A 20,198-nucleotide genomic window follows, 5' to 3' on the forward strand; every position below is an offset into this window, starting at 1 on the left:
GATATGACAGATTACTTTTTTATCCCATTTTGAAGTAAATACAAAATTGTACTTTTTTAAGCAAATAAAAATCTTTTGCAAGATATGAGCTATGAATTTTGATAATCGTGCTAACAAAACTAAAGCTCAAAGCTCACGGCTCATAGCTTATAGCTCACTCACAGCTTCCAAACTTTTCTGCCAGCACCATTCTACACTTTCTGGTGTAATACCACTATTCATTGTTGAAGCAGGTTTCGATTTGGTGAAGTAATATCCATTTCTAAATCTTAAATCTTGAATATCAGTCGTTGCCAAATAAATAGAAGTAGCCGCTCCTTTTTCTACAGAAATCATAAACGGACGAGCTAATGCAAAACCAATTTTCAAGAACCCATTCATATCACTTCCAAAATTGGATTTAACAACGCCTGGATGCACACTGTAAGCTGTAATAGAAGAATCCTTATAATATTTCGCCAATCCTTTTGTAAATAGAATATTGGCTAGTTTTCCATCGCCATAAGCTCCCATGTCAGATAGTTTTGTATTATTTTTCTCGAAAAGGCGATTTACTTTTCCTAAAGCATGAGCCGCTGAGGAAAGATTGATTATTCTACTTTCGGGAGATTTCTTGAGTAAATCAATGAGGTTCATCGTTAAAATAAAATGCCCTAAATGATTTGCCGCAAATGATTTCTCGTAGCCATCCTTCGTAAAAGAAATTCCTACAGGCGAATATCCAGCGTTATTAATCAATCGGTCTATTTTACTGTATTTCGATTTTACTTCTTCCGCCGCTTTTTTCATTGAAGAAAAATCCGCCAAATCTGCAATGATAAAATCCATTTTTGCCGTCGGAGCAACTTTCAGAATTTCTGATTCAGTTGCTTTTGCTTTTTCTTCACTTCTAACTAACAAAATCAACTCAAATTTTTCAATTGCCAAAGCCTTTGCTGTAGCCAAACCAATCCCAGAGTTTGCACCTGTAATCAATGCTGTTTGCATAATGAATTTATTTTTAGGTTTCTATGGATAAAAAATAGGCATGACCTCTAAAAAGCCATGCCATAAAATTTTAGTATTTACAAAAATGATAGATTACGCTGTTTAATTGTAAACGAATTCAAGCTGATAAAGTTGCTTTTGTTTTTTCTTTACTGGCGGAATCATGTTGATTTTCAAGGTAATAAAATCGGTATCTGTCGAAGAACTATAGTTGGTGTCGGTATTACTTTGTTCCGTCCAATTTCTGGTAAGTACTTGTAATTGCTTTTTCAATTGCTCGAAATTGGCTTTTACTTCTTCTTCACTTTCGCTTTCAAATAATACGCTTTTGTAATTGGCAGTTTGTCCATTATTATCTTTAAAAATAAGAGCATTTTTACCACTTACTAATTCAAAATTAGTCTTAAAACTCTCTAAACCAGCCGTTTTATCTTTCTTTTCTTCTTTTTTATCCTTCTTGATTTTCTCGCCAGTAATATTTTTAAAGTTCTCTTTTTTCGATTTCTCTAAAGCCTTAAACTGATTCGCAAAAGTTTGGTCAAGCCCAGATTCTATGGCTGTAGCCGTGGTAATGGTTTTTGCAATTTTATATTTTCCTAATTGCCCAGCATCCATAGAAGTCGCCAACAAAGTATAAGTCCCCGTTACTGGAGCAACATAGTGAAATTTATTGATGCTATTGCCTTTGAAAGGCTGAGAATCGTAGCTAAGTTCTTGCTTGTCTTTGGCAGGTGTTTTCAAACTCAACATTACTCTAAAACTAGCAGAAGAATGTTCTAAAAAAAGTTCTTCACCAGCGTGTAAAAGCAATTTATAAGAATCATAATATCGTTTTTCGCCGTTTTGATTAGCCGTTAAATCTTTTGGGCTAAGACTCGCCTCCACAAAATCCTTCGCTTGTTGCACACCAGCTTTCAGCGGATTTTTATTGAGTAATTCAGTAGAATCAATCTTTGAAACTTTAACCGCTGGAGCTTTTTTAGCAGGCTTTTTCTTTTGAGCAAAAGTATTAAAACAGAAAGTAAGAGCAAGTAAAATAAATAACAACTTTGTTTTCATTGTATGGGAAATTTTGGGATTTCACGCAAGAAGGCACAGAAAAATAAAACATGCAAATTTTGAAGTGATTTTGAGCGAATTTAATATCGAATAAATAATGTGAAAGCTAACATTTGTGGATAGCGTTTCAATGTGTCGATTTGCTCCTGCACGATGCAGGAAGGAATTTCAACGTGTCGATTGTCTCCTGCACGTTGCAGGAAAGAATTTCAGCGTGCCGATTGTCTCCTGCACGTTGCAGGAAGGAATTTCAATGTGCCGATTGCCCCCTGCATGATGCAGGAAGGAATTTCAACATGTCGATTTGCTCCTGCACATTGCAGGAAAGAATTTCAGCGTGTCGATTTGTTGCTCCGAGTTGGAGGGAGGGATTTCAATATGTCGATTTGTTGCTCCGAGTTGGAGGGAAGAATTTCAGTATGTCGATTTGTTGCTCCGAGTTGGAGGGAAGGATTTCAGTAAGTCGATTTGTTGCTCCAAGTTGGAGGGAAGAATTTCAGCTTGCCGATTTGTTCCTTCGAGTTGGAGGGAAGAGTTTATATTGGAAAGGAGTATTGTCAACTTTCTGAAAGTTAACAATACTGAAAAACAAAAAGCCCAATTATTCAAAGGAACAACTGGGCTTTTTGTTTAATAAAAAAGATGTTTATTCCTCAAACTTAATTTTATGGTAAATATCTGCTAAAGAAATACTGCTGTTTGCTACGCTAAGTGCATCTTCAAGGCTATAAAAATCTTGATTAATCCAAGTATTGGGGTTTTCGGAACGGATAAAAGTTGAAACACTTACTTTTTCTGGATTAATGTAAATCACTTGTTGAAGGCTACTCATTAATTTGTATTCTGATAGTTTTTCTGATAAATCAAAGGCTTTGGTGGCTGGCGAAAGTACTTCTACGATAATGTATGGATTAATAATGATGGCACGAGACTTTTCTTTAAAAGCTGGATTTCCTTTTACTACCATTACGTCGGGCATATAATAGCCACCTTCAAACTTGGGAATTTGTACACCTGAATTACTGCCCAGAATATCAAAATCCTCTTTTTGTAAATTAAATAATTGGAAAAGTAATCCTATAAAAGTAGCAGTGATTTTTTCATGCCAATATGATGCTAATCCCATAGTAACAATCTCGTTTTGGTGATATTCTATTTTAAAAGGCAATTCCTCAGCCACAGCGAAAAATTCTTCCTCTGAGGCAGGAATGCGTACCAATTGCTGAGTATTTAACTCTGTTAAAATGGTTTCTTTCAAGTTTTTAGCAATCACCATAGCCTTGTTTTTTATCAAATTTAAACAATTTTGTTTTAGCTTTGACAAATGTTGAAATTTGTCAAAGCTAAAACATCAGTCAATTTAAAATTCATCTTCGCAACCAATCGGAGCCCCCGGAGGTAACTCTTTATGAGCCGTTACTTTGGCTGCCGAAGGATTTTTCATTCTTTCTAAAGCATAATCCAAATGTGCTTGGTAGCTGGCATCTTTTACGCTTTTCTTGGTTTCTTCGATATAGGCTTTTAATTCTTTCAAACTTTTGCCCATCAATGCTTTTACTTGGTAATTCGCTTTTTCATTTACGCTCAAAGCCAACAAATGTGTCAGTAAAATTTGTTCAGTTTGATATTGTACTTCTAATGCCAAACCTGTTTTGCGTGGAGTTTTCCAAGTATTTTCAATTAATTGCGTATTGAGTTCGTCTAAAGTAATGCCTTCGCCACGAGCTGCATATTCTATCATTCTTGAAGCACGTTCTGGTTGTAATAAAAATTGTAAAGGAAAATCTGCCGCAGATTCCGCTGCTGAAAGTGCATCAAAGGCTAAACCTGTTCTTTTCTTAAATAATTCTCTTGAAGTATTATAACCAGCAGGACGAGGAGGAATTAATTTAATAATGTTTTCTGGAAGCGTTAAAACTTCGGGACTCAAACATTGAATTGCCGCTTTTAAGGCTTTTTGTTGCGTTTCTTTTGAAACTAAAACCGTTGGAATTTGTCCGTCACCACGCACTGCATAGCGATAATCAACGCTACCCACAATTTTGGCAACGGCTTCAATTTGGTAACGATGTAAATTATACACTGGCACTAAAGCATCTTCCAAAAATGCCATTGGTACGCCTTCACGAATGGTTTTCTCGCCAAAGTTTGCCAATGCTTTTTCTCTTACTTTCAACAAAGCATTTAAGTTTTCGATTGGGTCTTTGCCTTCATCCCAAAGATGAGCATTTGGACTTGCTGAACCAGCAGGACGAGCATCTTGGTCGGTCAAAAATAATAGACCTTTGTTGCGTGCATCTTGTAAAATTTTATTCAAACCAGCTTTTTCATCTGTTCCTTTCGGGAAATCTTGGTAGCCAAAAGTAATAGAAGCTTTGTCCCATTCGCCAATGCCAACAGCATAAGCATCTGATAAATCTACTTCACCTTTTGCATTCAGACTTACTCTTGGATGCGGATAATCCATCACCGAAGCACGGTTATTAGTACTTGCCGAATAGTTGTGCATAATGCCCAAAGTATGACCAACTTCGTGAGCAGCTAATTGTCTTAGACGTGCCAAAGCCATTTTTAACATTGGGTCTTTTTCTGGGTCTAATTTCTTGCCATTTTCAAAAGGAGAAAGTAAACCTTGGGCAATTAGATAATCCTGACGAACACGCAATGAACCTAAAGTAACATGACCTTTCAAGATTTCGCCAGTGCGTGGGTCAATCACCGAAGCACCATAAGACCAACCACGAGTAGAACGATGTACCCAGTTAATCACATTGTAGCGAACATCCATCGGGTCGGCATCGTCGGGCAATAATTTTACTTGGAAAGCATTTTTATAACCAGCAGCCTCAAAAGCCTGATTCCACCAAGCCGTTCCTTCCATTAATGCCGAACGAATAGGTTCTGGCGTACCATTATCTAAATAATAAATGATGGGTTTTACCGCTTCCGAAACTTTAGCATTCGGGTCTTTTTTCTTTAAACGGTGTCTGACAGTATAATACTTCTCAACAGGTTCGCTCACTGGGGTTGAATAATCGAAATAAGAAATCGCATTGAAACTTGAACGTGGGTCAAATTCTCTTTTTTCAAATTGATTATCGGGCAATTGCACAAAACTGTGGTGCATTCTCAATGTAATTGCCTCAGCACTTGGCGTAACAGATTTGACAAATCTACCTGCATCGCTTCCGCCTGTAAAAGTGAGGCTTACTTCAAATTCTGAGTTTAAAGGAAAATTTTTGGTACGTTCAAAATACATGGCTGAACGAGATTTATCCAAAGAGTAAGAACCTTCGCCCATGCCTTTGATACGGTCGGTAACGCCCATCGCATCTTGCATTAATAAATCTGTAATTTCTATCAAGTACTTGCCATTTTCTTCGGCTTCAATTGTGAAACCTGCTAAGGTCGATTGAGCGAAAGATTGCATCACAGCACGCTTTTCGTTGGCATCGTTTGTAATGGCACGGTATTTTAAATTAGGTTGAATCAATAAAATTTTTCTACCAACTTTATTGAAAAATACTACTTTTTCATCGCCCAATAAACCACGGTCGAGACCGATGTCGTTTGAGCCTAAACCAGCAGGTAACGAAGAAATATATAAAAATTCTTGGTTAAGATTTGATACTTCTAGCCAAACTTTTCCATTGTCTTCATCCCACCAATAATTCATAAAGCCTTCATATTTTTTGAAGGAAGCAGTCTTTTCAGTAATACTTGGGAGTTTGTCAGCAAAGGTTTGAAAGCAAAAAAAGAGTAGGATTAATAAAGGTAATTTTTTCATGTTGAATGAATTAATAATTGTTTGTTGAAAATATAGAGGACTGTATAGAGTGCTGAATTTCGAGTGTGGAGTGTTGAGTACAAACTATTGAAAATTAATTTATTGAAATTAAAAATTCTAAGACAAATTTGAATTTAAATAATTCTCTATAAATCAACTACTTAAATTCAAAACTCCGCACTCATAATTCCGTACTCTTATTTAAGCCTTCTTAAATTTCGTGAAAAAATCTCAAATTTGGGGTATGAATCAACAAAATCATCAATTAAAAATCTGGGCGGGCTTAATTACTTTGTATTTAGTTTGGGGTTCAACCTATTTGGCTTTACGTTTTGTCGTAGAAACAGTTCCATCAATGATGGCTTCTGGCTTTAGAAACCTTATCGCAGGAATAATCCTTTTTACATTTTCTATCATCAGTAAAAAGTATCAGAAACCTACTCGTAAAATGTTGGTTACAAGTATTTTTACTGGTTTTTTGATGCTTACTTTTGGCAATGGATTGTTTACTATTGCCGCAAAATGGATGCCTTCAAGTTATTCTGCCTTATTCTCCGCACTAGGGTCAGTGATTTTAGTTTCTTTGCTTTGGATAATCAATCATGAAAAACCAAAACCCAAAGTACTTGCAGGTGCTTTTCTTTGAATTGTTGGCGTAGGTATTTTGATGAGTCTAAAAACATTGGCTTTGAAGGGCTTTGAGCAGTATTATATGCTTGGCGTATTATTCTTGTTTTTAGCTACTTTTGCTTGGAATTTAGGCGTTGTAATTGTTAAAAGAGCGATGATTTTTGATTTTCATGCTTCGCAGATTTCAGGGATGCAAATGATTACTGGAGGCGTTTTTTCGTTGATGATTAGCTTAGGTTTAGGGGAATTCAATCACTTTGATATTTCAACCATTCAGCCTAAAGCATATTTATCTTTTATTTATTTAGTAGTTTTTGGTTCTAGTTTGGCTTTTCTAGTTTTTAACTGGTTATCTAAAGTAACTTCACCAACTTTGGTGGCTACTTATACGTATGTAAATCCATTGGTGGCAATGATTTTGGGTTCGTTATTTGCTGGCGAAAGCCTTCATCCATTAATGCTTTTGGCAGGAGCAATTATCATTACCGCAGTAATTTTAATTACAACAGCAAGAAGTAAACCCAACACGGAAAACATTTAAACAGCATTATTATTTTTACCTTTCAAAACCAATCTTATGAAAAAAATCATTTTAACATTTACTTTTTTATTAAGCATGAAGTACGCACAAGCGCAACAAGAATCACCTTTGTACCCAAATGGCGTTCCAAATGCTAAACAAGTACCTAATACACAAAAATCTGTTACTGATAAAAATGGCGTACTCCGCATTTCAGAAGTGACAGTACCAACATTAACAGTTTATCCAGCTGATGCTGATAAAGCTAATGGAACTGCAGTGATTATTTGTCCGGGTGGGGGATATGCTATTTTGGCAGCTAGTCACGAAGGTTCAGATGTGGCAAGTGTTTTTAATAAAATGGGCGTTACTGCTTTCGTTTTGAAGTATCGTTTGCCGAACGATAATGCCCAAATTGATAAATCAATTGCACCTTTACAAGATGCACAACAGGCATTAAGAACTGTGCGTAAAGATGCGAGTAAGTACGGAATCAATCCGAATAAAATTGGCATTATGGGTTTTTCAGCAGGTGGACATTTGGCTTCAACGGCAGGAACACATTTTGATAAACAAGTAGGAGAGGTAACGAGCGAAGTTTCTGTTCGCCCTGATTTTATGATTTTGGGTTATCCTGTAATTACTTTCAAAGATTTTGGTCATGCGGGATCAAGAATTAATTTAATTGGTAAAACAGCAGACCAAGCCTTAATTGATGAGTATTCAAATGAATTGCATGTTACGAAAGATACTCCACCAACATTTTTAGTTCATGCAGGTGATGATACAGCTGTGCCTGTGAAAAATTCATTGGTTTTTTATGAAGGATTACAAAAAAATGGGGTGTTGGCTGAATTGGTGATTTATCCAAAAGGCGGACATGGTTTTGGTTTAAACAATAAAACTACCAATGAAAAATGGATGGATAACGTGAGGAATTGGATGGATTCTTTGGGATTATTGAGTAAATAGCTTTTTAGTATTGAGCCGTGAGCTTTGAGATTTTTCTTAAAATCACGGCTTTTTGTTTTAGATATGTTTAATTTTTTTAATGACTATTATTCAAAACTTTACACTATTTAAGCGTCAGCATTTAACGAATTTATACTGTTTGAGCGATAGCGAGTTTATAAATTCTTGACTTTCTTTTGCGGCCGCCGCTGCGGTTACTTTTCTTGTGTCAAGACAAGAAAAGTAAGGTCTTGCGAAAGGAGATATTGTATTTTTGGTATCAATAAAATATGGTTTTAAACATATTTTCCAACGTAGGCACGTTTTCGAGTGAAAGCGATAACAGCATTCGATTAACCCATAACTTCAACTAACGAAATCTTACATCAATATTATCATTCGCTTCAATTTTGTAAAAACCTTTTATTTTGAAAACCATTTTCCAAAAGAATTTCAAAAAAACTAATGTTTTCAAGGCAAATATTTTCTGACTTCTTAGCTCAAAAAACGGATTTCTGAGTTTAGAAATATTCACAGAAATTTTCCATAAGTAAAAGAAAATGGCTAGTGAAGTATAATGAAAAATCAATAAAAGGTAAAACGCCAAACCATACTCTTTACGAATCCAGAGTAAGTTGGATACTTGCATTTGCGTACCAAATCGATTGATAGGAGAGATGTTCGTTCTTCTAAATGGAGAATCTTTTTCTAAGTGAATAAATTGGATTTCTTCAAAACAGCAGATTTTGCCTACTTTTCTCAATCTGCCAGCCCATTCAAAGTCTTCGGCATACATAAAAAAGTCTTCGTCCATTTTACCAGCTCTTTCAATGGTATTTCGAGAAACCAACATAAAAGCTCCACAACATAATTCAGATTGATTCGGGTCTTCAAATTGTGGTTCAGGGAAAATCTTTTCTAAATACTTGTTCAAGGAATTTGGTGCAATGATCAAGAATTTCAAAAACTCATTTCTATTTCTGAAGTAAGGCATTTTTACCAAATCAGCCGTTACTTGTATTCCTCCAATGGCAGAAATATCTTGATTATTTTTAAGTTTTTGCCAAGCTTTAAAAATTGAATTCTCGAAAAGTAAGGTATCGGCATTCAGCAATAAAAAATAATCTCCTTTAGCAACTGCCATTCCTTGGTTATTTCCTCTTGAAAAACCTGAATTATAAGTACTTGTCACCCAGACAATATCTGGATGAGACGCTTTGATTATTTTTTCAGAATCATCCTTAGAATCGTTGTCAACCACAATTATTTCATAAGTAACATCTTGCGTAAATTTTTTGATAGAACTAACACAATTAACTGTTAACGTTGCTGATTTATAATTGATAATAATAATCGAAACATCCATGCGAAAATGAGTATTTGAAGATTTTAAGGGCAAATTTTCTGTAAAATTACAATTAATTCGGTTGGTGCTTTGTTTTTTTGAAGGAGTAATTTGATATATTGCGTTGTTTTTATGAAAAGGTAGTAGGTATTGAATACAAAAAAGCCCGATGCCACAGACATCAGGCTTTCTAAATATAATCCTTACTTTATTTAATGTTATTGTCTTTAAATCGCTATTAAATTGTATCTCTCTCACATATTCTCTTCGTTACAAAAATAATAAAAAATCCAAATAAATAAACATATAGTGCAATTATTTGTAAGAATTATTTATTTTTTTTGATTTAGCCTTTATTTTTCATGAAAAATGGCTTCATCAATATCTTAAATCATACAAAATATAGCTACAAACCACTTTTTTGGTACAAATCTGGTCTTCTAGTTTTAGTGCGTTCGATTGATTGTTCGAATCTCCATTCATTAATTTTGGCTTCGTGTCCTGATAAAAGTACTGGCGGTATGCCAACTCCCTCAAATTCGGCAGGACGAGTATAAACTGGTGGTGCCAAAAGATTATCTTGAAAAGAATCTGTCAATGCCGAAGTTTCATCATTTAATACGCCTGGAATCAATCTAATAATGGCATCCGCACAAACTGCCGCTGCCAATTCTCCACCAGAAAGTACATAATCGCCAATGGATATTTCTTTGGTGATAAACATATCTCGTACTCTTTGGTCAACGCCTTTATAATGTCCACAAAGAAATAAAAGATTCCCTTGTAATGACAATTGATTGGCTGTTTGTTGATTAAAAGTTTCACCGTCGGGCGTCATATAAATGATTTCGTCGTAATGTCTTTCACTCTGTAAATGACGAATACAACGAGCAATTGGCTCTACACTCATCACCATGCCTGCACCACCGCCAAAAGCATAATCATCTACTTGGCGTTGTTTAGAAAGAGAATAATCTCTTAAATCATGCAGCACTACTTCTACATGACCAGCCTCTTGCCCACGTTTTAAAATTGAATGAGCAAAAAAGCTTTCCATCAATTTAGGTACTACAGAAATAATATCTATTCGCATGGTCGGAATCTGGAATTAGTCTTCTAAATACACTTCTAACAAACCTTCTGGTAAATTTACATGAAGTATTTTCTGTTCTTTTTCTGCTTGTAATACAATTTCATCAATCACAGGAATTAATACTTCTTTGCCTTTATAATCCATTACCAATAAATCTTGGGCTTGCATAGAATGCACAGTTTGTACAGTTCCTAAATTGCCTAAATTTTTATCAACTATTTGATAACCAATAATTTCGTGATAATAGAATTGGTCATTTTCAAGTTCAGGAAGTTCGTCTAATGGTAAAAAAGCTTGAAGATTAATCATTCCTTCTGCTTTTTCAAAAGTATCAATATCTTCAAAATGTACAATCGCACGATTGCCCGAAAGGCGATAGCTTTCAATAAAATAAGGAACTAATTCTCCTTTTACTTCCAAGAAAAGGCTTTCTAAATCTTCATAATCTTCAGGAAAATCTACATCTAACCAAAGGATTACTTCGCCTTTTAGTCCATGTGTTTTGGTGATTTTTCCTAGTTCAAAACAATCTTCTTTAGTCATTGCTATATTTTTAGTATCGTCGGATACTTGCTGTCTTTGTTGGAATGAACGAATGTGTACAAATAAAAAATGATACAAAACAGCTTATTGAAAGAGTTTTGTATCATTTTAAATGAAATTTCTTTGAGAAAATTACTCAGCAGATTCTGTAGTAGCTTCTTCACCTTCAGCTGCTGGAGCTTCAGTTTCTTCTGCAACAACTTCTTCTTCTACAGTGTTTTTCTTAGCAATTGCAGCAGCACGAGCAGCATTGATTTCTACTTCTCTTGCTAAACGAGCAGCTTTATCAGCAGCTTTGCTTGCATCAAGACCATCAGCTTTACCAGTGATTTTTAAATCTTTGCTAGTTTTCCAGTCATTGAATTTTGAATCAGCAATATCTTGAGAAATAGCACCTTTGTTAACACCCACTTGCAAGTGTTTTTTCAACAATATACCTTTATATGACAAAATTGCACGAGTAGTATCTGTTGGTTGAGCACCGTTTAAAACCCATTTCAAAGCACTTTCTTCATTCAAGTTGATTGAAGCAGGGTTTGTATTTGGATTGTACGTTCCGATTTTCTCAATGAATTTACCGTCACGTGGAGCTCTTGCGTCAGCAATAACGATGTCGTACATCGCTAATTTTTTACGTCCACGACGTGCTAATCTAATTTTAACAGCCATTTTTTATTTACGTTTTAGTGAAGGAACCCGTCCTTCGGTTATGGTATTTGTAAATTGGAGTGCAAAGATAGTTAAAATTAAGGATTTAACAATGACAGATTGATAAAATATTTTATAATAAAAAAAAGGGTGCTATTTAACGTTGATTGTTGCGATTAACATTCAATCAGACAAAACATTTTTACTTAACATTTACTTAAAATTATTCCTGCACTGACTTACATGGTTAGTAAAAAGTACTTTAGCGAAAAATAATGCAAGTTTTTGCAATATAAATGTAATTTTACGTTCGGATGATTATAAACAAAACTTAAATAAATACATGAAAAGAAGAGACGTAATTGCCAGAATGGCCTTAACGATGGGAGGAATTCTATCGGCTGGCACTTTGGCAACAGTTTTAGAAGGCTGTAAATCAGGCAGTTCATCGGTGGCTACAGGTGTTAGTTTTTCACCTGAACAGAGTGCAATGATTGCTGAAATTGCTGATATTATTTTACCTCGCACGCAAACGCCTGGTGCAATAGATGCAAAAGTACCTGAGTTTATCCAGATGATGTTGAAGGACTGCTATAAAGAAGATCAGCAAAAAGCTTTCTTTGATGGTTTAACTAAATTGGATGAAGACGCTAAAAAAGCTAACAATACAGAATTTTCTAAATCGACACCAGCTCAAAAACTGGCTTTGATTAAAGTAGAAGATTCGGCGAAGGAACGCTCTGAATTCTGGAAAACAATGAAAGATTTGACGATTTTGGGATACTTTACCTCTGAACCTGGAGCAACAAAAGCTTTAGAGTTTTTAGAAGTACCTGGTAAGTATGAACCAATTAAATTACAAAAAGGACAAAAAGCTTGGGCAATGAGCTAATTGTTTTTAGAAAGAAGTCAAATTTTAATTCATTCAATTTCAAATCAATACGAAAGTGGAAATTACAGGAACAGGAAATAAAGCAAATACCTACGATGCCATTGTTGTTGGCTCAGGAATATCAGGCGGTTGGGCTGCCAAAGAATTGTGTGAAAAAGGTTTAAAAGTAATCATGCTTGAAAGAGGGCGTGATATTAAACATATTCAAGATTACCCGAATGCTACGAAAGCTCCTTGGGAATTTGAACATCGTGGTCGTGTAGATAACAAATCTGCTGAGGAACATTATATCGGAATTCGTACTGGTTATACCGTGAATGAACCGTGGAGAGATATGTTTGAAAACGATAAAGCAAACCCAATTATCGAGAAAAAACCAATCGACTGGATTCGTGGATACCATGTTGGTGGTCGCTCTTTGATGTGGGGTCGTCAGTCTTATCGTTTGAATGAAACTGATTTTGAGGCAAATGCTAAAGAAGGTATTGGTACTGACTGGCCAATTCGTTACAAAGATTTAGCTCCTTGGTATGACCACGTTGAGAAATTTGCAGGTATCAGTGGTAACAAAGATGGCATTGATGTTTTACCGCATGGCGACCATTATTTACCAGCGATGAACATGAATGCTTTGGAAAAAGAGTTGAAGAAAAGAATTGAAAAAGAGTTTTCTTCACGTCATTTCATCATGGGGCGTACTGCTCACTTAACAGGCGAATCTAAAATTGCTTATGATTTAGGACGTTCGCAATGTCAGTTCCGTAACCGTTGTATGATGGGCTGTCCTTACGGCGGATACTTCTCAACACAATCTTCAACTTTACCAGCAGCAGTAAAAACTGGAAATTTAACACTTCGTCCTGATGCTATTGTGCAAGAAGTAATTTATGATGATAAATTAGGTAAAGCTGTCGGTGTAAGAATTGTTGATCAAAATACTTTACAATCAATTGAATATTTTGCAAAAATCATTTTCTTGAATGCTTCTGCATTTGGAAGTACAGGAATTATGTTGAATTCAAAATCTCAACGTCATCCAAATGGTTTAGGTAATGAATCAGATCAATTAGGTCGTAATATCATGGATCACCATTTAGCGGTTGGTGCAAGAGGTGAATTTGAAGGTATGGAAGATGATTATTACTATGGTCGTCGTGCAAATGGTATTTATATTCCAAGATACCGTAACTGGGGAACTGATAAACGTGATTATTTACGAGGATTTGGTTATCAAGGTGGTGGTTCTCGTGAAGACTTTGGTCGTGGTGCTGGACAAGAAGGCGTTGGTGCTGACTTTAAAGATGCTTTAAGTTATCCAGGTAAATGGACATTCAATATTGGAGGTTTTGGTGAAGTATTAGCAAACCCAGAAAACAGAATGACATTAGACCCAACCCAAAAAGATAAGTGGGGAATGCCATTATTTGTGTTTGATGCAGCTTATGGCGACAACGAACTGAAAATGCGTGTTGATATGAAAAATGATGCAGCAGAAATGTTAGAAAAAGCAGGTTTGAAAAACATTGTTGCTTATGATGACCAATCTAAACATTTAGGAATTGGTATTCACGAAATGGGAACTGCTCGTATGGGTACAGATGCTAAAAATTCTGTGTTGAACAAAAATAACCAAGTTTGGGGTGCAGACAATGTATTCGTAACAGACGGAGCTGCAATGACTTCTGCTTCATGTGTAAACCCTTCACTTACTTATATGGCTTTAACAGCAAGAGCTGCCGATTATGCCGTTAATGCTTTGAAAAAAGGTGATTTGAAATAGATTTCGGATTGCTGATGTCTGATTTCAGTAAAGTAAATATCATTAAACATAAAGTCCTCAATTTTAATTAATTGGGGATTTTTTGTTTAATGAGGAATAGTTGTGAGTGATGAGTTGTGAATTGAAAATTTTAATTCATACAAAACACCCTTTGTTTCATGAATATTTCTTAGAATACTTAAAATTGTTTATATAAATTATTTAGTATAAAAAGCCTAAAGCTTACCGCCTAATGCCTAAAGCAATTCAACGATAATTGTCCATTAATTTATCTTTCAGGAAGTTTAAGCCTACCTTTGTGATAATAATCAATTTACGGTCATGACTTTCGAAGAATTAAATCTTAATAAACAATTACTTAACGCCCTCAACGATTTGGGCTTTACTTCCCCAACAGCTATCCAAGAAAAAGTTTTTTCGGTAGTGATGTCTGGTAAAGATGTCTGTGGAATTGCACAAACTGGAACAGGGAAAACTTACGCTTATCTATTGCCTTGCCTTCGTCAGTTGAAGTTTTCAAAAGAAAAAGACCCACAATTAGTTATTATCGTTCCAACTCGTGAATTGGTAGTACAAATTGTAGAAGAAGCCCAGAAACTCCTTACTTATATGAGTTTCAAAGTTTTGGGAGTATATGGTGGCGTAAATACAAAAATACAAGTTGCAGAATTATTGGAAGGTGCTGATATTTTAGTAGCAACGCCTGGAAGATTGGTCGATTTAATATCAGTAGGTGCATTTACTGGAAAATCTGTCAAAAAATTAGTCATTGATGAATTTGACGAAATGTTAAACCTTGGTTTCAGAGCGCAATTGAAAGTTGTTTTTGGAAGGTTACCTCAAAGAAGACAAAATTTACTTTTCTCTGCTACGCTTAATGAAGAAGTAGAACAATTAATTGAAGATTATTTCAATAGTCCAGTAAGAGTAGAAGCAACGCCCGTTGGCACGCCTTTGGAAAACATCAGTCAGTCTTATTATGAAGTACCCAACTTTTATTCAAAGGTTAATTTCTTAAACTTATTATTAGAGAAAGATGAAACTATGAGTAAAGTACTGGTTTTTGTTTCTACCAAACATTTAGCAGATGTGTTGTACGAACAAATGAATCCAGAACAAAGTGAATCAATCGGGGTGATTCACTCGAATAAAGCACAAAGACATCGTTTTGACAGTGTGATTAAATTCCAATCTGGCGAATGTAGAGTATTAATTGCTACTGATATTATTGCGAGAGGATTGGACGTAGCCGAAGTAACGCATGTTATCAATTTTGATTTACCTGAAATCCCACAAAACTATATTCATAGAATTGGTAGAACGGGTAGAAAAGAAAGAAAAGGAATTGCAATTTCATTTGTGGTAGAAAAAGAGAAAGAATATCTTTCTGAAATCGAAAATTTGATGAATTACCAAATTCCAAAGCTTGATTTACCAGAAGATTTAACACTTTCAACCAAGATTTTACCTGAGGAAATTGAAAGAGTAGCCATGAAAACAATTCAAGTGAAAGCACCGAAAAGAGAAGAAGGAGGAGCGGCGTTTCACGAGAAATCTGAAAAGAACAGTAAGGTAAATGTAAGAAGAAATCATGCTGATGAAATGAAAAAGAAATACGGAAGAGCTTATAAAAAGAGAGAGTAAGTAAGAGGGTTGAATTGTGAACGATGAATTATGAGCTGTCTATCTGATATAGTTTAATGGATTGATTATAAACATAAACATGAGTCATCCCGAATTTTAAAATCACAAAAAAGCGGTCAAAAACTAATTTTGACCGCTTTTTTGTGATTGATGAGCAATGAATTCCTACTGTTTGAGCGAAGCGAGTTTAGGAATTCTTGAATTTCTTTTGCGGCCGCCGCTGCGGTTACTTTTCTTGTTTCAAGACAAGAAAAGTAAGGATTGTACAATAATAAAGATAAAAACCTCTCAAATCGTCCTAAACCTCACTATTCTAAGAAAAAATTCAGGATGACTCATGTTTATTTTTCTACAATTTCACATTCAACAAATGTGGTCTTTCCTTCTCTATCTTCAGCATTAATTCACCAAATAAAGTATTTGCCCAAGCAAACCATTTACGAGTAAATTTAGTAGCATCATCTTTATCGAAAGACTCGTGCATAAAACCTGTATTGGCATGTGTCTTTTTCAAGAAACGTAATTGTGCTAAAATCTCTTGGTCATTCGTAGAAGTCATCGCACGCATGATGATACTCATAGGCCAAATCTGGTCAATTAAAGTATGCGGACTACCAACACCTTCGGCTGCTTTCCCTTTGAAGAAATAAGGGTTGTTTTCACTAAAGATAAACTTGCGAGTATTCTGATAGATTGGGTCTGATAATTTCAAGGCTCCTAAATAAGGCAAAGCCATTAAATTCGGTACATTGGCATCATCTTGCAACAAACGGTTACCATATCCATCTACTTCCAAAGCATACATTTGTCCATAAACAGGATGCGTAATAATGGCGTGTTTCTTTACAGCTTGTTCTACTTGACTAGCAAAATCTGTACATTCTTTGGCAAAAGCAGTATCCTTATAAACCTTCGTAGCAATCTCCGCAATCTGACGGAAAGAAACGACTGCGAATAAGTTAGAAGGAATTAAATAAGGAAACGTTGTGGCATCATCTGAAGGACGGAAAATACTATTAATCAAACCATTTGGTTTGGTTGGGTTTCCGTAGCCATTTCCCGGAACGGTATCGGTTGACCAAGAAGTAGTTCTTCCAAAATGATATGGGCCTTTGCCCTGAAAACGTTGTTGTTCTCTACAAGTAGCAATAATCAATTTGGCAGCTTTCAACCATTTCTCATCAAAAATACTGGTATCATTTGCCGTTTTCCAATAATGAAAAGCTAAACGAACGGTATAACACAATGAATCTAATTCCCATTTTCTTTCATGCAATTCAGGTTTCATGTCGGTATGGTCAGAAAGCCATTCAGATTTCCCCGGCCCATCATTGAAAGCATTCGCATAAGGGTCAATCAAAATACATTCCGTTTGGCGGTTTACTACGCCTGCAATTAATGCTTTTAATTGTTCATCTTCCTTGATTAAAGGCATATAAGGCCAAACTTGAGCCGTACTATCACGCAACCACATCGCATGAATATCGCCCGTGATGACAAAAGTATCAGGACGATTGTTTTTAATTTGATAATTGACCGTCGTATCTAACGTATTCGGGAAACAATTTTCAAACATCCAAGCCACCTCCGCATCTTTGATGCTGGTTTTCATTCTTTTGATGGTTGCTTCAATGATTGGACTGCTGAATTTTCTTTGGCTCAGTGCCACACGAACGGTAGGATATTCATTGGCAAAAACGGGAGAATTTGCCAGTAAACCAGCACTTGCAATGGACGAAGCCTTGATAAATGTTCTTCGATTAATGTTCATAAACGTATTGTTTTATAATTGTATTGAATTGGATAAGCCTTCAATATCGATGTTTTTTTAAGTCTATCTGACCTTTTTTGTAAAGATAGAATTTTAGATTAGTACTCAATAATAATGATGGTTTTAGTGACAACTATCAACTCATCCATCCTGTAAGGATTCTATATCGGTAGTATCGATAAAACAGCGATTTAAGCCTGCTGTTCCGTAGGAACGAAATATTATGTTCTTACGGAATGTAGTTAGGATTTTATCATTAATTTCTACCGATATTTCACTACTGACGGAGTTGTTTTTGTAAAAAAGCAAAAAGTCTAAAAAACCCGCCAACTCATCTTTTTCATAGCCCAACCTATCAAAAAGAAACAACAAGCTATCTCGAAGATAGGTTATCCCATCTTTTTCATAGCCTAACCCATCAAAAAGAACTAACAAGCTATCTCGGAGATAGGTCATCCCATCTTTTTCATAGGTCAAGCTATCTCGGAGATAGCTTGACCCATCTTTTTTGCGGTTTTTTGCGTGAAAAAGATGGAACATCCTATCTCGGAGATAGCTTCGCCTATCTTTTTCACGCAATTTCCCGTATAAAAGTGAAGAAAACCGTAAAAATAGAATATCGATTTTTCTACCTAATAGCAATATAATTATTGGACTATAAATAGCCTAAACAAGCGAAAATATCACTTATCTAATAAAATCGACCGTAAACTAAATTATCGACAATAATATCAGTTAAAGTACTTATTTTCAATTGTTAAATAGCCTCTACCCTTATCTGATAATAAACCGTCTATAAGGCTTATTATACTTCTTGTGGTGATGTTATTTGGCTTCATAAAACATCCATTTAAACCCCTCTAAAATCATGGAAAACCGTATCGCTTTCTCCTTGACCGAAGCTGAAGAAACTCAGCTTACCCAACATCTTTTAGCCATTGTGCAAATCATTCAACCCAAAAGCATAGTATTAAGTGCTAATGATATAAGTGGTTTGGCAAAGATGGCAGATGGCAATTTACCCTTTACCGAAAAAGCCATAGGCTATATGGCTACAGCGCCTCAGTTTAAACCCCCTTTTGTAGATGCTTCCGATGCAGAAATCGACTTAGAAGCTTACAAAATCAGCAAGCATTTTTTAATCTATGCGCTACAAATTTCTAAAAGCATCGGAGATATTTCCTTGCTTTCAGGCTCAGAAGCCTATGAGGCTGCTTTGGCATATTACAAGAATGTAAAATTTCATGCAGATGCCAAACAACCCGGAGCCAAAGAAATCTATGACGATTTATCCAAACGTTTTGTAGGTTTTAGAGGCAAGAAGGCTTAAAACAACAACGGTCAGGCAATACACCTGACCGTTATTATTTTAAAAAGATTCTTTACTGAAGATTTTGTATTTAATAAACTTTGCTTAGTGAAAATGATAGGTCTTTTAATATATCTCTAAATCGTAAATTCTATTTAAAATAGTTTCATTCTTTAAAATATTGTATGAGTACTTCTTTTAGTAAGGGCTCCCCAAACTCTACAATAAAGTTTTCATCATTCCAAGATAAAAGATATTCACCTATTTTATTGTGTGCTATACTACATCTAATTCTATAAATCCAATATGCTGTAAGTTTACAGATAAATTTTGGATAATCAGATGTCACTTTGAGTAACCTAAGGTTTTCTTCTGTGAAATTCCCAGAATTAACAACACTCCTAAATTTGTTAATATCAGTAGTAAGGTGATTTGGTGAATTGGATTTACCAAAATGAATAAAAATATCTTCTGCTATTTGTTGAAATGATGAAACTAAAGACAACTTTTGTCCCAAAGAATTAATATCTATACAATTTGTTTCTATTAAATCACTAAGTCGTTCAATTTCTTTGTTAGAATATTCATTTAATATTTTTCCAATATTATTGGAATCGTGAGGGATAGTAAGATTCTTTATTTTATTAATCACAAAGTAGTCAAACTGTAACTCTAATAAATGATATAGTTTCAAAAATCTTTCAAAAGCATATGGTTGTTCTATAGCTCTTACGCAACTTTCATAAGAATAACTATCTAACTCTTTTAGTTTATTTCCAATTTCTATACTATTTAAATTAATTCTATATCTCGAAGATGGAGAATCAGAACTTAGTTTATGAACAAATCCACCCCACAACATTGATGTTTTCTGATAAAAAGATATATAATCAAGAAAAAAGTTAGCCTCTATTAATAAAAAATCAGCCTCAAATTTATAGGATTGTTGTGAATAATCAGAATAGTTTGAAACTGTCAGAAATGAAATGAACTCAAATTCACTCATTAATGATATTTCTATACTTTCTCTCTCTTTAGTAAAAATCAAATATCCATTGACAATACCATTTAAACTTATTGGTATTGGATTATCTTTTTCATATGAATTGGAAACCCTATCTACTTTTAGGCACACATAATTGTTGATGACAATAAACTCCTCTAATTCAAATACATCAGTAATTTGGACTGGAGAATGAACATCAGATTTAATAAGTTCAATTTCAGATAGTAACATAG

At 35.0% G+C, this 20,198-nt stretch carries 18 protein-coding genes; 7 read left to right on the forward strand and 11 right to left on the reverse strand.

Annotation, left to right across the window (positions count from 1 at the left end):
- Nucleotides 1-147: 147 nt before the first annotated feature.
- The 4 genes from HNP25_RS16965 to HNP25_RS16980 all read right to left on the reverse strand — a co-directional run bounded on the left by HNP25_RS16965 (nucleotide 148) and on the right by HNP25_RS16980 (nucleotide 5,833).
- A complete protein-coding gene (locus tag HNP25_RS16965) occupies nucleotides 148-987 on the reverse strand; it encodes an SDR family NAD(P)-dependent oxidoreductase (RefSeq protein WP_184136072.1) in 840 nt (279 codons plus the stop codon).
- A gap of 102 nt (nucleotides 988-1,089) precedes the next feature.
- Nucleotides 1,090-2,046: a hypothetical protein gene (locus HNP25_RS16970; RefSeq protein ID WP_184136074.1), complete on the reverse strand. Its 957-nt coding sequence runs from the start codon at nucleotides 2,044-2,046 to the stop codon at nucleotides 1,090-1,092.
- A gap of 646 nt (nucleotides 2,047-2,692) precedes the next feature.
- Nucleotides 2,693-3,340 (reverse strand): Uma2 family endonuclease, encoded by a 648-nt coding sequence (locus HNP25_RS16975; protein ID WP_184136076.1) that lies wholly within the window; start codon nucleotides 3,338-3,340, stop codon nucleotides 2,693-2,695.
- 66 nt (nucleotides 3,341-3,406) lie between these two features.
- A complete protein-coding gene (locus tag HNP25_RS16980; RefSeq protein ID WP_184136078.1) occupies nucleotides 3,407-5,833 on the reverse strand; it encodes a zinc-dependent metalloprotease in 2,427 nt (808 codons plus the stop codon).
- Between the two features lie 244 nt (nucleotides 5,834-6,077).
- Between HNP25_RS16980 and HNP25_RS16985 the strand changes: the two genes are divergently transcribed.
- From HNP25_RS16985 to HNP25_RS16995, 3 genes are read left to right on the forward strand one after another with little or no spacing between them, the layout of a single operon-like run.
- Nucleotides 6,078-6,479, forward strand: a complete 402-nt coding sequence (locus HNP25_RS16985) for an EamA family transporter (protein ID WP_184136080.1) — start codon at nucleotides 6,078-6,080, stop codon at nucleotides 6,477-6,479.
- 21 nt (nucleotides 6,480-6,500) lie between these two features.
- Nucleotides 6,501-7,004: an EamA family transporter gene (locus HNP25_RS16990; protein WP_184136081.1), complete on the forward strand. Its 504-nt coding sequence runs from the start codon at nucleotides 6,501-6,503 to the stop codon at nucleotides 7,002-7,004.
- Nucleotides 7,005-7,040: 36 nt separating this feature from the next.
- Entirely contained in the window at nucleotides 7,041-7,955 is a 915-nt protein-coding gene (locus HNP25_RS16995) for an alpha/beta hydrolase (protein ID WP_184136083.1), read from the forward strand.
- A gap of 349 nt (nucleotides 7,956-8,304) precedes the next feature.
- Here HNP25_RS16995 and HNP25_RS17000 read toward each other — a convergent pair whose 3' ends face one another.
- The 4 genes from HNP25_RS17000 to HNP25_RS17015 form a co-directional block, all read right to left on the reverse strand.
- Entirely contained in the window at nucleotides 8,305-9,300 is a 996-nt protein-coding gene (locus HNP25_RS17000; RefSeq protein WP_184136085.1) for a glycosyltransferase family 2 protein, read from the reverse strand.
- Between the two features lie 385 nt (nucleotides 9,301-9,685).
- Nucleotides 9,686-10,372 carry a tRNA (guanosine(37)-N1)-methyltransferase TrmD gene (gene trmD / locus HNP25_RS17005; protein WP_184136087.1) on the reverse strand — a complete coding sequence of 229 codons (687 nt, stop codon included), beginning with the start codon at nucleotides 10,370-10,372 and terminating at the stop codon, nucleotides 9,686-9,688.
- Between the two features lie 15 nt (nucleotides 10,373-10,387).
- Nucleotides 10,388-10,993 carry a ribosome maturation factor RimM gene (gene rimM, locus HNP25_RS17010; protein WP_310587176.1) on the reverse strand — a complete coding sequence of 202 codons (606 nt, stop codon included), beginning with the start codon at nucleotides 10,991-10,993 and terminating at the stop codon, nucleotides 10,388-10,390.
- A 54-nt stretch (nucleotides 10,994-11,047) separates the two neighbouring features.
- Nucleotides 11,048-11,584, reverse strand: a complete 537-nt coding sequence (locus HNP25_RS17015) for a 30S ribosomal protein S16 (RefSeq protein ID WP_184136088.1) — start codon at nucleotides 11,582-11,584, stop codon at nucleotides 11,048-11,050.
- A gap of 322 nt (nucleotides 11,585-11,906) precedes the next feature.
- Here HNP25_RS17015 and HNP25_RS17020 point away from each other — a divergent pair, with 322 nt between their 5' ends.
- From HNP25_RS17020 to HNP25_RS17030, 3 genes are all read left to right on the forward strand, one after another.
- A complete protein-coding gene (locus HNP25_RS17020) occupies nucleotides 11,907-12,455 on the forward strand; it encodes a gluconate 2-dehydrogenase subunit 3 family protein (protein WP_184136090.1) in 549 nt (182 codons plus the stop codon).
- A 55-nt stretch (nucleotides 12,456-12,510) separates the two neighbouring features.
- Complete coding sequence (locus HNP25_RS17025; RefSeq protein ID WP_310587177.1) at nucleotides 12,511-14,235, forward strand: GMC oxidoreductase; 1,725 nt, start codon at nucleotides 12,511-12,513, stop codon at nucleotides 14,233-14,235.
- A 321-nt stretch (nucleotides 14,236-14,556) separates the two neighbouring features.
- The gene (locus tag HNP25_RS17030; RefSeq protein WP_184136091.1) at nucleotides 14,557-15,879 is read left to right on the forward strand and encodes a DEAD/DEAH box helicase; all 1,323 of its coding nucleotides are present in this window, start codon (nucleotides 14,557-14,559) and stop codon (nucleotides 15,877-15,879) included.
- Between the two features lie 349 nt (nucleotides 15,880-16,228).
- On the opposite strand, the gene HNP25_RS17035 is transcribed toward HNP25_RS17030, so the two are convergent.
- Together HNP25_RS17035 and HNP25_RS17040 are read right to left on the reverse strand one after the other, a co-directional pair.
- On the reverse strand, nucleotides 16,229-17,650 hold the full coding sequence (locus HNP25_RS17035; RefSeq protein WP_184136093.1) for a glycoside hydrolase family 125 protein: 1,422 nt from the start codon (nucleotides 17,648-17,650) through the stop codon (nucleotides 16,229-16,231).
- 141 nt (nucleotides 17,651-17,791) lie between these two features.
- Nucleotides 17,792-18,292, reverse strand: a complete 501-nt coding sequence (locus HNP25_RS17040; RefSeq protein WP_184136095.1) for a hypothetical protein — start codon at nucleotides 18,290-18,292, stop codon at nucleotides 17,792-17,794.
- Between the two features lie 226 nt (nucleotides 18,293-18,518).
- Between HNP25_RS17040 and HNP25_RS17045 the strand changes: the two genes are divergently transcribed.
- The gene (locus tag HNP25_RS17045) at nucleotides 18,519-18,980 is read left to right on the forward strand and encodes a hypothetical protein (RefSeq protein WP_184136097.1); all 462 of its coding nucleotides are present in this window, start codon (nucleotides 18,519-18,521) and stop codon (nucleotides 18,978-18,980) included.
- A gap of 145 nt (nucleotides 18,981-19,125) precedes the next feature.
- On the opposite strand, the gene HNP25_RS17050 is transcribed toward HNP25_RS17045, so the two are convergent.
- On the reverse strand, nucleotides 19,126-20,196 hold the full coding sequence (locus tag HNP25_RS17050; RefSeq protein WP_184136099.1) for a hypothetical protein: 1,071 nt from the start codon (nucleotides 20,194-20,196) through the stop codon (nucleotides 19,126-19,128).
- Nucleotides 20,197-20,198 lie beyond the last annotated feature (2 nt).

The organism is Arcicella rosea (assembly GCF_014204325.1).
In the GTDB taxonomy this organism is placed as follows: Bacteria; Bacteroidota; Bacteroidia; order Cytophagales; family Spirosomataceae; genus Arcicella; species Arcicella rosea_A.